Source organism: Olleya sp. Hel_I_94, from assembly GCF_007827365.1.
Classification (GTDB): Bacteria; Bacteroidota; Bacteroidia; order Flavobacteriales; family Flavobacteriaceae; genus Olleya.
Genome location: NZ_VISI01000002.1, coordinates 2,467,487 through 2,483,310 on the forward strand (window position 1 = coordinate 2,467,487; position 15,824 = coordinate 2,483,310).

The following is a 15,824-nucleotide window of genomic DNA, read 5'->3' on the forward strand; positions in this document are numbered from 1 at the left end:
ATATTTATCATGTTAAAAACATTCATTGAAAGACCAGTGCTTTCAACAGTAATCTCTATTATCATAGTTTTACTAGGAGTTATTAGTATAACTAGCTTACCTATAGAGGAATATCCAGATATTGCACCTCCAACCATTAAAGTAGTTGCAAATTATACAGGAGCAAATGCCGAAACCGTTTTAGAGAGTGTTATAATACCTATCGAAGAGCAAATTAATGGTGTAGAAGGGATGACATACATTACATCTACAGCATCTAACACAGGTGCAGCCGAAATTACCGTGTATTTTGATCAAGAAATTGATGCAGATATTGCAGCTGTAAACGTACAAAACCGTGTGTCTAGAGCAACACCTTTATTACCACAAGAGGTAATACAAACAGGTATTACCACTCAAAAGCAAGAAACAAGTGTATTAATGTTTATCTCAATGTATTCTGAGAGTGAGGATTACGATGCTACTTTTATTCAGAATTACTTAAAAATAAACGTTATTCCAGCAATGCAACGTATTAGCGGTGTTGGAGATGTTAGTGTATTCTCGCAAAAAGATTACGCGATGCGTATTTGGTTAAACCCAGAAAAATTAGCGTCTTATAATTTAATACCTTCAGATATTTCTGCAGCTTTAGCTGAACAAAACTTAGAAGCAGCAGCTGGTTCGTTAGGAGAAAATAATGGTGAATCATTTTCATACACTTTAACTTATAGTGGTCGTTTTAAAGACGAAGCACAATACAGTGATATTGTTATAAAAGCCTTAGGAAACGGAGAGTTTTTACGTTTAAAAGATGTGGCAACTATAGAGTTGGATGCACAATCTTACGGATCAAACGCCATGAGTAAAGGTAATCCTGCTGTTTTTATGGGGATTTTCCAAACTAAAGGATCTAATGCACAAGAAATTATTGAAAACATAAAAGTAACCTTAGAGCAAGTAAAAGCAGACCTTCCAGAAGGTTTAGATGTATTTGTTCCTTACGATACTAGTTTATTTTTAAATGCCTCTATAGATAAAGTAATTACTACTTTGTTAGAAGCCTTTTTACTGGTATTCTTGGTAGTATTTATATTCTTACAAGATTTCCGTTCTACATTAATTCCTGCAATTGCAGTACCAGTATCTATTATTGGTACCTTCTTTTTCTTGAATGTATTTGGGTATTCTATTAACTTATTAACGCTATTTGCCTTAGTACTTGCTATTGGTATTGTAGTAGATGATGCCATAGTTGTTGTAGAAGCTGTCCATGCTAAAATGGATGAAGGCGAGCACAACCCGAAAAAAGCAACCATTACTGCTATGAGTGAAATTTCTGGTGCCATTATTTCTATTACATTAGTTATGGCAGCAGTATTTATTCCTGTAACCTTTGTAACTGGACCAACAGGAGTGTTTTATGAGCAATTTGGTGTAACTTTAATTATTGCCATTTTAATTTCGGCAGTAAATGCCTTAACCTTAAGTCCAGCATTATGTGCTTTATTATTAAAAGAACATAAAGAGGACGAAGAGTTAAAAGGAAAAGGTCCATTAAAGCGTTTTTATACGTTATTTAATCGTGGATTTAATGCAACCATTGATAAGTATGGAAAATCGCTGCAGTTTTTATACAAAAAGAAATTTATTTCAGTATTACTATTAATCATTGCAGTTGTCGGTATTTATTGGGCTTCAACTACAACTCCAACAGGTTTTGTACCAAACGAAGATAGAGGAATTGTTTTTGCTAATATAGAATTACCACCAGGAGCATCTTTAGATAGAACAGATGCTGTAGCAAGAAAACTTTACGCTCAAATTGAAAACATTGATGGTATTGAAGCTGTAAACTTTATTAAAGGTAGAAGTTTAATAAGTGGTGCAGGTAGTAACTTTGGTTTTGGTATTATAAAACTTAAAAACTGGGATGAACGTGAAGATGCATCACTTTCCGCGGAAGCGATAACAGGAAAATTATTTGGTGTAGCAGCAGGAATACCTGATGCCAATATCATATTTTTCTCTCCTCCAAGTATACGTGGTTTTGGTAACTCAGCTGGTTTTGAAATTAACTTATTAGATAAGTTTGGTGGTGAGTTTACAGATTTAGATAAAGCCAATAAAGATTTTTCTATGGCTTTAATGAGTCATCCAGAAATCAAATATGCAACATCATCTTTTAGTACAAGTTATCCACAATATGAAATGGAAGTTAATGTACCATTAGCTAAAGAAAAGGGTGTGTCTGTAAGTAGTATCTTTTCAACTTTACAAGGGTATATTGGTGGAATTTATGCTTCAGATTTCTCAAGATTCGGAAAACAATTTAGAGTATACATTCAGGCTTTACCAGAAGACAGAGCAGATGAAAACGCTTTAAATAGCATGTATGTACGTACAGATTCTGGCGAGATGACGCCAATTACACAGTTTGTAACCTTAGAGCGTGTGTATGGACCACAATCGGTAACGCGTTTCAACTTATTTAATTCTACCATGATTTCTGGTGCTACAAACGAAGGTTTTAGTACAGGTGATGCTATTAGAGTTATTGAAGAAGAAGTTGCAAAATTACCTAGTAATTATACAGTGGCATATTCTGGATTAACACGTGAAGAGGTTAATGCAGGAAACCAAACAACGTTTATATTTATACTAAGTATCTTATTTGTATACTTTTTATTAAGTGCACAATATGAAAGTTACTTATTACCATTTGCGGTCATATTTTCATTACCATTTGGTGTTTTTGGAGCTTATATTACAACTAAGTTTTTAGGATTAGAAAATAACATATATTTCCAAATTGCTTTAATCATGCTTATTGGTCTATTGGCCAAAAATGCCATACTTATTGTCGAGTTTGCTTTGGCCAGACGAAAAAATGGCGAGAGTATTGTAGATGCAGCAATCCATGGAGCCAAATCACGTTTACGTCCAATTTTAATGACTTCGTTTGCTTTTATTTTAGGATTGATGCCATTAGCATTAGCAACAGGTGTTGGATCTGAAGGAAACAACTCGATTGGATCTGGAGCAGCAGGAGGAATGTTAATTGGTACTATTCTAGGAGTATTTGTTATTCCAATCTTATTTATATTATTCCAATGGTTACAAGAAAAAGTTTCGGGTAAACCAGCAGTACAAACTATTGAAGACTAAAACAATGAAATCAATATTAAAACATAGAAACTTTAGTAAAGGCGCATTAATACTAGTTGTTGCATTAACACTACAAAGTTGTTTTGTAGCTCAAGATTATGTGAGACCAGACTTAGATGCTGAAACGCAAGCACTTTACAGAACTGATAATTTACCAACAGATAGCGTATCTATTGCAGATGTATCCTGGAAAAATTTATTTACAGACCAATACCTTCAAAAATATATAGAAGAAGGTCTTCAAAATAATATGGATGTGCGTATTGCTTTGCAGCAAATTTTAGCTGCTGAAGCTTATGCAAAACAAGGTAAAGCTGGTTATTTACCATCAGTAAGTGTTGGCGCAAATGCAACGCATCAAGAGTTGTCAGAAAACAGTCAATTTGGAGCTTTATTTAGTGGTGGAATAGATACTTATGATATTACAGCTAACTTATCTTGGGAAGCAGATATTTGGGGGAAAATTAGAAGTAATAAACGTGCAACACAAGCTGCTTACTTACAAAGTGTCGCAGGACATCAAGCAGTAAAAACGCAATTAATTTCTAGTATTGCTAATACGTACTATAATTTATTGGCATTAGATGCGCAACTAGAAGTGACTAAACAAACTATTTTAACTAGAGAAAGTGGTGTAACAACCATTAAAGCTTTAAAGGACGCTGGACAAGTAACACAAGTTGCGGTAGACCAAAATATAGCACAATATAACAGTGCCAAAGCGTTACAGGTAGATATTGAAGTTGCTATTTTTAAAACTGAAAATACGCTAAGTATTTTATTAGGAAAATCACCTCAAACTTTTGAAAGAAGTAGTTTAGACATTCAAAATATAGATCAAGATATAGTATTAGGTGTTCCTGCAACATTATTAAGTAACAGACCTGATGTTATGGCTGCAGAGTATGGCTTAATAAATTCTTTTGAGTTAAGTAATGTTGCCAAAAGTAACTTATATCCTTCTTTAACATTAACCGCTTCTGGTGGTTTAGAAAGCTTAGATGTAGATAATTTAATTAATGCCAATTCGATTTTTGCAAATATTATAGGCGGAATTACGCAACCTATTTTTAATCAACGAAAGTTAAAAACTCAAAGAGAAGTTGCTTTTGCACAACAAGAACAAGCATTACTTAGATTTAAGCAAACGTTGTTAGTGGCAGGAAGTGAAGTATCTAATGCGTTATATACTTATAAAGCTGAAACTAAAAAGTTTGAGTTTAGAAAAAATGAAGTGGAAGCTTTACGTACAGCCGAAGCTAATTCTAACGAGTTACTTAAAAATGGTTATGCTAACTACTTAGACTTATTAACAGCTAGAGAAAGCGCTTTAAATGCGGAACTTAATATTATTAACAGCCAATTGCAGCAACTAGTGTCTATCGTAGATTTATACGAAGCACTTGGTGGTGGATGGAGATAATATTTTAATCTAAATGAAATGATAACCAAAGCTCAATTGCTACAATGTGCTATTACTAAGTTTACTAGATTTGGTAGTAAGCACGTTACTTTAGACGATTTGGCAACTGAGCTTGGTATATCTAAAAAAACAATTTATTCTTTTTTTAAAAACAAAGAAGACTTAGTAACATCAAGTCTAGAAAGTTTATTAAACGAGTATAAAAACGATATAAATGGGATTGTTAATAGCAATGGTAAAGATCCTGTTTTGTGTGTTATTTTAATTTACCGTAGAGGGTTTGAGTATTTAAAATACTTTAAACCCTCTTTTATTTTTGGGTTACAAAAATACTACCCTAAAGCAAGTTTGTTATTTGATAATTTCTCTGAAGAATTAGCACATAAAACCATACAAGATTTACTTATTGAAGCACAATTAAAAGGAGATATAAGACCCGAAATTAATATTGAATTAATAGTAAAAATCTATTTTTTTAGAATTGACAATCTTGTTTTTAAAGAAAATAATTTATTTGAAATTTATACAAAAGACGTGTTGTTTAGGCATTTGGTGTTGTATAATTTAAAAGGGATTGTAAATTATAGTTACACTAATAGATATTTAGAACTTGAATTTTAAGCATAAAAAAGCCTTATAAAAATTAAAAAGCCTTAACGATAATCTGTTAAGGCATTTTGTCAGGGATTCATTAAATTTTAAAGAAATTATTGTAGTAAGCTATAAACAAACTCAGGATAACCACGTTCTCCAGCTTCATTAAAAAGTGCTAAAAACTTAAGTTTATATAAGTTTCCATCTGTGTCTCTAATAATATAAAACACATTGTCTTTTAGTGATGGAGATGAACTTGGTCCACCACTGTTTCTCCAACTACTTCCAATACTTCTTTGATCGTCAGAAAATTGTGTGTTGTCTACATCTGCAAGCGTAAAATTATCATAGGATAACTCAGATTGTATTTCCGTATCTATTACATACGCTTTAGTACTTTGTTTAGTGTTTGTAACTACAAAGTCAGAATAAAAGTATGGACCATAACTATCTGTGCCTATAAATACTTCGTCTGTAAACGTAGTAAAGTTTAAATCCCATGCTTCTTTTGCTGGTTCAATTACTATTTCACTAGTAGCATCAAAGCTAAAAAACGTATAGTTATAAGAGGTGTTTTTAGAGATGGTTACTTCGTGGTGAGTCGTATCATCTAAATCTGCATATTGTAAGATATATTTTGTACCATCTTGCAATACTCTAACTTTTTTCCAACCTCTCTCGTCATCCGTAGTGTCAATACTTCCTGTGGTAGGAGTTTCTGTACCTACAGTATAACCTAAGTTTACTAGGTATACTGGATTATCTGCATCTGTTGCTGTAATAGCCGAAAATGCAGTACCATTTAATGCACCATTTGGCGCATCAACATATTGCATGCTAGCTTGGTTATAAGTATTGGTTTTAACCAAAGGTTGTAAGTCTAGTACTTCTTGATTTGTAGAGTTTACCGCATCAATATCTGTAGTGGTTAATTGTGCTGCAGCCATTGCTATAGATCCATTTATGACCACTCTAAATTCTGTTCCTGAATAAAATCCTAAATCCCAAGAGTCACGTTGTACGCTTGTGGTTGTATTTGTACTTAAGTCTACATATACTTGGTTTTGCTGATTTGGACCACCAACTGTTGGCGCTACCGCTGCTCCATCAATAACAACTGTTATCGGTTGTGTTGGTGTATTATCGTCGTCGCTACTACAGTTAGTAAATACTAATGCAGTCATGCAAAGTGCTAGAGTAAATAGTTTGTTTTTCATTGTATTTGTTTTTAAAAATTTAAATTATATAATAGTTTTAGGTAATATGATCTTCCGTAACCTAGTAATAGGCTACTATTATTTGTACTGTGTGTTCCTGTTGTATTTGCGCCATTAATAGCAACGCTAGTGACATCCAATAGGTTTCTACCACCAATTGTAGCTTGTAGTTTGTTATTAAAAAAAGATTTTTTTACTGAGGCATCCATCCAACTATAAGCATCAGTATTATATTTTATAAAGGTGTTGTTTCCACTATCATCTGTACCTTCTGCAATGTAGTTTTGTTGTTTTCCGTTATATTTTAAAAGGACGGTTAAAGCAGTGTCCCATTTTTTAATTAAATAACTAGCACTTGTATTAAGTTGCAATGCGTATAAAAAGTCATTTTCTGCATTAACTTCATCATTCATTACTCTAGACACGCCTTGTAAAGTTGCACCTAAATTAAAAGTCCAATGCTCATGTTTAATAGTGTTTTCTGTGGTTATTCCAAATAGTTTATAGGCATCAATATTGATGTATTGGTATTGAAGTGGAGAAGGATTCACTAAGGCTAGTTCAATCTTGTCTTTAAGTGCTATGTAGCTTAATTTTAAATTGTTAGTTAAGGATGTGGTTTTAAACCAACTTCGTTTTTTAATATTTAAAAAAGCTGAAAACCCTTCTTCTGGACTTAGATTTTCGTTACCTCTAACATCGTGGTTAGAGTCTACAAAATAGTAGTACAACTCTTCAAAATTTGGAGTTCGGTAAGATGATCCAATGCTTGCTCTTAGTTCGTAACCTTTATTTAATAAATACCTAGTGCTAAACGATCCTAATATTTGAGATTTAAATTTAGAATTGTATTCATATCGCAATCCTGGACGTAAGGATAATTTACTAGATAATTTAAATTCTGAAGAGGAGAATACCGCATAGTTATTCTGTTTTTGCGTTTGATCTTGTTGCGTGATTTCTCCTGAAGCTTGTGTGTCAAACCCTTTTATAAATTTAGCTTCATAACCTAATTGATAATTGTAAAAGTCTTTTTTGGATAGGTTGTTAATAGTTCCTTTGGAGAAAAGTACATTACTGGATTGGTAGGTTTGATCAGTTTGATTTGTCTTGTCCTTTGTGATAATAAAATAGTTAAACTGATTTAAATCACGCTTTTGTGTTTGATAAGATAAGGACGCATTATAATTAGCTCCAGACGTTTGTGAGCCACTAATGTTTAAGTTATTTACAAAACGATTTGTAGTAAATATTTTATCTGTTGCAGATGGATTACTGGTTTGTGTTTGCACATTTATATTGGCTCTAACAGCAGCATCATAGAAATTTAAATCTTCATTAAAAAACTCGAATTTGTAAAACAATCTAAATTTATCTGAATTATAATGTAAGCTTGCTTTGGTAGTTAATTGGGTTTTTGGTAACCAGTCATACCCTCTTAACCCATCATTGTTATAGTAGTTTTGTCCGTGTCTATTGTTGTAGAATCCTGCAAACTGATTTCGGTTAAACCCAATTTTTGAAGACCATTTTTCGTTAAAATTATGGCCAATATTTATGCCTTGTATATGTCTGCCTTCATCAAATAAGGCATATTCATTACTAACGGTTTCTTCTTGTATAAAGCTTTGGATTTCCCAGTCATGGTTAACCGTTTTTTTAGTAATTATATTAATAACACCAGAGACTGCATTGGCACCATATTCGACTCCCATTGCACCTTCAACGATCTCTATGCGCTCGATATCGTCTAAATTTATTTGAGTTAAATCAATATTATTACCAACGCCATTATCGCTTACTAAAGGTATATTATCAACAAGAATATTAAAGTATTGCGCATCTAATCCAAAAAATGATATGGTTGATCGTCCAGTTTGGGCACTTGGAATAATGTTTAGATTAAGATTAAAATTAAGTAGGTCTGCTAAATTATTAGCAGCTTGTTGGTCTATTTTTTTTCGGTCAATTATAATAACATTATGTACGGATTTTTTAATGGATTGTGGATTATATTGACCTGTAATAACTACTTCTTCAAGCTTTTGGACCAGTGTGGAGTCATTAGCTGTAATTTCTTTGTCTTAAGCAGTTGTAATTCCGATTAAAAAAAAAGTAAAATAAACCGTTAAATATTTTTTATTTAGAATCATTCTTGATTAAATTTGCTGCAAATATAAACGTTATTTTAATTCAGTCTAAATAAGAACAACATTTTTTCAAATAAATAAACAACCCATTAAATATGAAAACTTTAACAACTTTATCACTATTATTTTTGACCTTTACAGCCACAATTAATGCACAAAACAAAAAAAAGCAAGACCAAGATGCTATTAAAAATATGTGTGGTTGTTATGAAGTCACCTTTAATTTTGCAGAGACTTTTAACTATAGTCAAGATTCATTATATAAGCCATCAGAAACTAAAGTTGATAAAGGTTTAGAGTGGGCACAATTAGTAGAGGATAGCGACAATAAAATTGTGATTCAGCATTTGTTACAAGTTGGTAGTCCAGAGTCTCCATATATTGTAAAGCACTGGAGACAAGATTGGTTATTTGAAAACACAGATTTTTATATGTACAATGGTGACAATAAGTGGACCTATGTGTCTAAGCCTAAAAAAGAAGTTAAAAATCAATGGACACAAAAAGTATATCAGGTAGATGATAGTCCACGTTATGAAGGCTCTGCAACTTGGGTTCATGTAGATGGGAAAAGTTTTTGGGAAAACATTACAACAGCACCTTTGCCAAGAAGAGAGTACACTAAAAGAAGTGATTATAATATTACTTTAAGAGGGAATAGACATCAAACAACAGATACTGGTTGGGTACACGACCAAGACAATGAAAAAGTGCTAAGAGAAGACGGAAAAGAGGACGTGATATTAGCTAAAGAAAAAGGTTATAATACGTACGTAAAAGTTGAGGATAGTAAATGTCAAGCTGCTCAAGATTGGTGGAAAACTAATCAAATAAAATGGTCTAAAGTCCGTACAAAATGGGAATCTGTTTTTGCAAGACATCAAGATCTAGCTTTACAAGCTAAGGTAGATAATAAAGTATTATATAAATATTTGTTTGATGACGAAAACTACTCTAAATCAGAACAAATAAATCCAATAATCGAAAGTTTTATAATAAAGTAAAATAAAGTATAAATGAAAAAAGTAATTACAGTTTGCCTACTATTAATTAGTATCGCAGTTAATGCGCAAGACAATGTTTTTTTAGGTAGAGGTTTTTGGGGACCATCAGTAACCATCCAAGACGTTAAATCTAAAATAGCAGAGGGTAATAATCCAGCCGAATTAAACGAAAATAATTTTGACCCAGTTGTCTATGCCATCCTGCAATCTGCACCAATCGATGTTATTAAATACATACAATCATTAGATGGTAACGATGTTAATAAATTAACGCACGATGGTCGCACGTATATCTTTTGGGCTGCTTATATAGGCAATGATACTATAATGGAATACTTTATTAGCAAAGGTGCTAAAACAGATATTTTGGACGACCATGGTTTTACGCCTTTAAATTTTGCTGCTAATGCAGGTCAAACAAACATCAAAGTATATGAGCTTTGTTTGGCAAATGGCGCAAACTTAAAAAAAGATTTAGACCATAATGGAGCTAATGCTTTACTATTAGCAGCTCCAACCAATATTACATTAACTAACTACTTTGTGTCTAAAGGCTTAAGTCTAAAAAGCGTAGATAGTAATGGTAACGGAATTTTTAATTATGTTGCTAAAACAGGTGATGTAGAATTGCTAAAAGGGTTAATGGAAAAAGGATTAAAAGGTACAGATCAAGCCTTTATTTTTGCCAGTCAAGGGACTAGAGGTAAAACCAACGGGTTACCTGTTTATAGTTATTTAGAAAGTATTGGTTTAAACCCAAATACTAATTCTCCAGATGATGTATCACCTTTACATAATGTAGCAGCAAGAAGTAATGATTTAGAGGTTTTAAATTATTTTATTGAAAAAGGAAATGATGTAAACGCTATCGATAAAAGCGGAAACACACCTTTTTTAAATGCAGTTAGTCAAAATAATATCGAAGTAATATCGATGCTTTTAAAACAGGTTAAGGATATTGATTACGCTAATAAAAAAGGAGAAACAGCTTTAATGTTAGCCATCCAAAACAACACTGCAGACGTGGTTAAATTAGTCCTGTCTAATGATGCAAAAACAGATCTTGTTGATACTTACGGAAATAATTTAGCCCATTATTTAATCCAATCTTTTAACCCAAGAAAAGAAAAAGATTTCACCACTAAATTACAGCTTTTAGAAAGTAAAGGGTTTGAGTTTACAACGCCTCAAAAAAATGGTAACACATTATTCCATTTAGCTTTAGATAAAAATAATGTCGAATTTTTAAAACAAATTAATCAATTTGGTATCGATGTAAATACTGCAAATAACGAAGGGTATACACCTTTACATTTAGCAGCAATGAAGGCTAAGGATAATACGCTTTTAAAGTATTTAATAGCTATTGGAGCAAATAAAAAAGCAACCACAGGTTTTGAAGAAACTGCATTTGATTTAGCATCAGAAAACGAAATTTTAAAGAACAAAAAAGTAGCATTAGACTTTTTAAAATAAGATATCATGAAAAACATAAAACTAATTTTTAGCATTGCTATACTTAGCATAGCCTTGTTTTCTTTTACAACAATAAACACATCTACTAAGTACAAATGCATGGTGCAAATGACCAATTATGTTGGCGAAGGAGCTTATGTAGTCATCTCGTTAATTAATCCAGATGGACACTATGAAAAAACATTATATGTTCAAGGAGATGATGAGGAGTGGTATAATGACATCACAGAATGGTGGAAATTTCAAGGTAAAGTTAGAGCAGATATTGATGCATTAACAGGAGCTACAATTTCTGGAGGAGAACGTGCTATAAGCGTTATTCAAATCGAAGATTCTAAAATAGATGCAGGTTACAGTATACGTTTTGAGTCAGCAGTAGAGGATCAAGAATATTACACAAAAGATGTCCAATTTTTGCTAACCTCAGAGAGTGTAAAAAGCAAAACAGAAGGCTCAGGATTTATACGTTACGTACGTTTAATGCCAAATTAAACCCATATTTATGACCCTTTCTATTTGGAGATATAGTCACCTTACACTAGCTATAACCTCATTTGTATTTGTATTTCTAGCAACAATAACTGGTATTATACTTGCTTTTCAGCCAATATCAGAGCAGATGCAACCCTTTAAAATAGAAAGTGTAAATCAGTTGGATGTAGACCAAACGATAACAACGTTTAAGGATAAATATCCCGAAATTATTAATATAGAAGTAGATGCAAATCAGTTTGTGTCTGCTTCTGTAATTACCGCAGATGGGACTTCGTTAAATGGTTATTTTAATCCAAAAACCGCTGCTTTTTTAGGTGAAAAGCCAGAGATTTCAGCCTTTTTTAAATTTACTACAAATTTTCATCGTTCGTTATTTTTAAAAGGAATAGGACGCTTTTTTGTGGGTTTAGGCTCGTTTTTACTATTCTTGATAGCAATTACAGGTTCTATTTTAATTGTTAAACGTCAAAGCGGAATTAAGCGCATTTTCGCAAAAGTGGTTAACGAGAATTTTTCCCAATATTGGCATGTGGTTTTAGGACGATTATCCTTAATTCCTATTATAATTATCACGTTAACTGGTGTGTATTTGTCACTGCTTAAATTTGATTTAATTTCAGAAAAAAAACAAAAACACACTGTTGATTTTCAAACTACAGCTTTCGCTGAAAAGCAGCCTGATATAAATATTTTTAATACCACACGATTAACTGAAGTTGTCAATTTAGAGTTCCCTTTTTCCGAAGATGAAGAAGACTACTACATCTTAAAGTTAAAAGATAAAGAAGTCTTGGTCCATCAATATTCTGGGCAAGTTTTAAGTCAGGTAGACTATCCTATGGTTACATTTTTATCCAACCTAAGTCTAACATGGCATACAGGTAAAGGTAGTATCCTTTGGTCTATAATATTATTGATTGCCTGTCTTAATATTTTATTTTTTATCTATTCTGGATTTAAAATGACCATTGAAAGAAGAAAAAACAAAGCATTGCCTAAAAATAAATTTACTAAGGATAAAGCTGAGGTTATTATCCTGGTAGGCTCAGAAACAGGACAGTCTTATGCTTTAGCTACAGCGTTTTATAAGGGAGTAATAGCTAATGGTATAACGGTTTACATATCAGATTTAAATAGCTATACGACGTATAAAAACGCCAAGCAACTTGTTGTATTTACTTCCACATATGGCGAAGGTGAAGCACCTATTAACGCTAAAAATTTTATTACGCTATTAAAAAGTGTGCCACAAGAGCAAACTATAAATTATGCAGTTGTTGGTTTTGGTTCATTAAAGTATAAAGCATATTGTAAATATGCCCAAATGGTGGATGCTAGTTTGCAATTACATCCCAATTTTACACCTAATCTGCAATTGCAAAAAATCCATAACCAATCGCAATCTACTTTTAAAGATTGGTTACAACAATGGAATACAGTAGTTGGTACAAATGTTAGTCTAGTACTAGATAATCCAACAATAAAAACTAAAAAGCAACAAACATTTAAAGTCATAAATAAAACGTTATTAAATGTGGACAATACGTTTGTATTACAGCTAAAACCTACCAAGAAAATTAATTTTATATCTGGTGATTTGTTAGCTGTGTACCCAAAACAAGATGGAATAGAAAGGCTTTACTCGATAGGTAAAATGGACAATCAAATTGTTATAAGTGTCAAAAAACACGAGTTTGGTGTGTGTTCTACTTACTTTAATACATTACAAAAAGAGGACGTGGTTAATGCCATAATAAAACCTAATCCTACTTTTAATCTTCCTGTAAATGCTAAACGTGTCGTGTTAATTGCAAACGGAACAGGAATTGGTCCTTTTTTAGGAATGATTAACACGAATCCACAAATTGAAAAGCATTTATTTTGGGGTGGACGTACCAAGCAATCTTTAAGTTTATATCAAAAATATATAGATAGTGGATTACAACATAATACGCTAAGCAGTTTTAATGTCGCTTTTTCTCAAGAACAAGAAGTGAAAAATTATGTGCAAGATATTGTGGCAAAAAATGCAGCAATTATAACACAGGTTTTAGAGGATGATGGCATCATCATGATTTGTGGCTCTGTAGCAATGCAAAACAATGTCTTGGAAGTCTTAAACCATATTACCACAACTAAATTACAACTGCCTATTAGCTTTTATATAGATAATCAGGTGATAAAAACGGACTGTTATTAACTTGTAAAACTTAAAATTATGTGCACTAATATAGAAGCTATTTCAAAAACCTCACAAGGTGAATTAAACTACTGTAAAGGATGCAAGCAGTTTCATTTTGAGTTTAATAATATTTATTTTGAGTTTACGCCAGAACAATTTGAGCAATTTAAAGCCTACATTTTATATGTTGAAGCAGATTATTGGGAACATAAATATGCTTGTGCAAATGTTAAGCGTAAAATACCAATCCCAACTTTACAAGACAATTTAGTGTTAATGTTTGATAGGCAAGAAATTAAAGAGCTTAAAGTACTGGTTAGCCAAAAAAACAAGGCTGTTTTTGATACTTTACTTAATGTAGACGATATAGATTACACTTATATTGTTAACTAGAATAGCTTAAAATTTATTATTATCTTAAATTTGCAGCTTAATACTATTTTAGAGTCAATTAAGTCATGAAAAAGGATATCCAAATACCAGTTGTTGAAAACGTATATGTTGCTATTGTTAATGAGTATAATGACATATACAAAACACAAGACTGGAACGCTTATATTATAAATGATAAAGCGGTTGATTTAGACACGGTATTGATTGTAACTAGTGGTTTCTCGGAGGATAAAATGACTTCTATTTTTAGAAAAAAACTAGACAAGCTACCTAAAAAAAGCTATGCTAAAATCGAGTTGATGCAAGAAGATTTATTTGCATTAAACAATCAATTTAAGGTTACCTTTTTTGAAGGTAATACTATGTTTGACAAAACGTATACTTTTAGAAAAAACACAATTAATTTAAAGGCTTTACAACCAATACCTTTAATGGAAGCACGTGGTGTTTTGGTTAAGTAATATTATAAAGATTACATAATACGGTTTAAAACAAATTATGATTAGTCTTTAGCTTGGCTAATACTTGCGTTAGCGATTGCAGTGTAAATCCTTTTTATGAGGCACGATTAAAAAGATTGTAACGTAAAGCGCGACCCTTGGGTAACGCCCAAAATAAAAATGATTGAAATTAAAAAGTCCCTTTGTTTAGCGCAAAGGGACTTTTTTTAATCTAATTTATCGGTTAGTTTTTGAAACACTTTTTTAGCGTCCTTACCTTCGTATAATACAGCGTATACTGCATCTACAATGGGTAAGCGTGTTTTCTTTTTGTTTTTCTCGTTAAGTAAATGGGCACTTTTTGTGGCATAGTAACCTTCTGCGACCATACTCATTTCCATTTGTGCAGATTTTACGGTGTAGCCTTTACCAATCATGTTTCCAAACATGCGGTTTCTAGAAAATGTGGAGTAGCCTGTTACTAATAAATCGCCTAAGTAAGCCGAGTTGTTTATGTTACGTTTCATTTTGTGCATTTTCTTGATAAAGCGTTTCATTTCGCGTATTGCGTTGCTCATTAATACACTTTGGAAGTTGTCTCCATAACCTAAACCGTGTGCTATACCTGCTGCAATTGCGTATATGTTTTTTAGCATTACTGCGTATTCTGTACCAATAACATCGTCACTTGTTTTAGTTTTAATATAGTCACTGGATAAAACGTCTGCTATGGCTTGCGCTTTTTTCTGGTCTGCACAGGATATGGTTAGGTAAGATAAACGCTCTAAAGCGACTTCTTCTGCGTGACAAGGTCCTGCAATGACACCTATGTTTTCAAAGGGTATGTTATAGTTATCATGAAAATGCTCGCCTAATAGTTTTCCGGTTTCTGGAATAATACCTTTTACTGCAGAGACTACGGTTTTGTTGGTAATATCTACGGTAAGTTTTTGTAACTCGGAATGTATAAAAGCGGATGGTACTACAAAAATTAGTACATCTGCATATTCAGCCATTTCGTCAATGTCGTTACTTAATTTAAGTTGTTCTAAATGGAACTCGACAGAACTTAAGTAGCTAGGATTATGTTGTTCTTTTAATAAGTGTTCTTTTGTATAAACGCTACGCATGTACCATCCTACTTCTTCCAGGTTTTCGCACAGCATTTTTACAATTGCAGTAGCCCAACTTCCGGATCCAAAAACAGCGTATTTTAATTGTTGACTCATATAAGGGATTAAATTCTATATCAAAAATACATAAAATTTTACTTCTTTAATTTTATCTAATTAACAAACCATTA

At 32.4% G+C, this 15,824-nt stretch carries 12 protein-coding genes; 9 read left to right on the top strand and 3 right to left on the bottom strand.

Going from position 1 to position 15,824, the window contains the following annotated elements:
- Positions 1–9 precede the first annotated feature (9 nt).
- From JM82_RS14265 to JM82_RS14275, 3 genes are read left to right on the top strand one after another with little or no spacing between them, the layout of a single operon-like run.
- Entirely contained in the window at positions 10–3,147 is a 3,138-nt protein-coding gene (locus JM82_RS14265) for an efflux RND transporter permease subunit (RefSeq protein ID WP_145005454.1), read from the top strand.
- A 4-nt stretch (positions 3,148–3,151) separates the two neighbouring features.
- On the top strand, positions 3,152–4,570 hold the full coding sequence (locus JM82_RS14270; RefSeq protein ID WP_145005457.1) for an efflux transporter outer membrane subunit: 1,419 nt from the start codon (positions 3,152–3,154) through the stop codon (positions 4,568–4,570).
- Positions 4,571–4,588: 18 nt separating this feature from the next.
- Complete coding sequence (locus JM82_RS14275; protein ID WP_145005460.1) at positions 4,589–5,191, top strand: TetR/AcrR family transcriptional regulator; 603 nt, start codon at positions 4,589–4,591, stop codon at positions 5,189–5,191.
- An 86-nt stretch (positions 5,192–5,277) separates the two neighbouring features.
- Here JM82_RS14275 and JM82_RS14280 read toward each other — a convergent pair whose 3' ends face one another.
- Positions 5,278–6,381, bottom strand: a complete 1,104-nt coding sequence (locus JM82_RS14280; protein WP_145005465.1) for an HmuY family protein — start codon at positions 6,379–6,381, stop codon at positions 5,278–5,280.
- A gap of 11 nt (positions 6,382–6,392) precedes the next feature.
- Entirely contained in the window at positions 6,393–8,456 is a 2,064-nt protein-coding gene (locus JM82_RS14285) for a TonB-dependent receptor plug domain-containing protein (protein ID WP_315897464.1), read from the bottom strand.
- A gap of 170 nt (positions 8,457–8,626) precedes the next feature.
- On the opposite strand from JM82_RS14285, the gene JM82_RS14290 reads away from it, so the two are divergent.
- The 6 genes from JM82_RS14290 to JM82_RS14315 all read left to right on the top strand — a co-directional run bounded on the left by JM82_RS14290 (position 8,627) and on the right by JM82_RS14315 (position 14,542).
- Entirely contained in the window at positions 8,627–9,535 is a 909-nt protein-coding gene (locus JM82_RS14290; RefSeq protein WP_145005468.1) for a DUF6607 family protein, read from the top strand.
- 12 nt (positions 9,536–9,547) lie between these two features.
- The gene (locus JM82_RS14295) at positions 9,548–11,011 is read left to right on the top strand and encodes an ankyrin repeat domain-containing protein (protein ID WP_145005472.1); all 1,464 of its coding nucleotides are present in this window, start codon (positions 9,548–9,550) and stop codon (positions 11,009–11,011) included.
- A gap of 6 nt (positions 11,012–11,017) precedes the next feature.
- The gene (locus tag JM82_RS14300; RefSeq protein ID WP_145005475.1) at positions 11,018–11,503 is read left to right on the top strand and encodes a DUF2271 domain-containing protein; all 486 of its coding nucleotides are present in this window, start codon (positions 11,018–11,020) and stop codon (positions 11,501–11,503) included.
- A gap of 10 nt (positions 11,504–11,513) precedes the next feature.
- A complete protein-coding gene (locus JM82_RS14305) occupies positions 11,514–13,706 on the top strand; it encodes a PepSY domain-containing protein (protein ID WP_145005478.1) in 2,193 nt (730 codons plus the stop codon).
- Between the two features lie 18 nt (positions 13,707–13,724).
- A complete protein-coding gene (locus JM82_RS14310) occupies positions 13,725–14,081 on the top strand; it encodes a DUF6686 family protein (protein ID WP_145005481.1) in 357 nt (118 codons plus the stop codon).
- A gap of 65 nt (positions 14,082–14,146) precedes the next feature.
- On the top strand, positions 14,147–14,542 hold the full coding sequence (locus tag JM82_RS14315; protein WP_145005483.1) for a hypothetical protein: 396 nt from the start codon (positions 14,147–14,149) through the stop codon (positions 14,540–14,542).
- Between the two features lie 206 nt (positions 14,543–14,748).
- Here the strand turns inward: JM82_RS14315 and JM82_RS14320 are convergent, their stop codons facing one another.
- Positions 14,749–15,750 (bottom strand): NAD(P)H-dependent glycerol-3-phosphate dehydrogenase, encoded by a 1,002-nt coding sequence (locus JM82_RS14320; RefSeq protein WP_145005487.1) that lies wholly within the window; start codon positions 15,748–15,750, stop codon positions 14,749–14,751.
- Between the last annotated feature and the right edge of the window lie 74 nt (positions 15,751–15,824).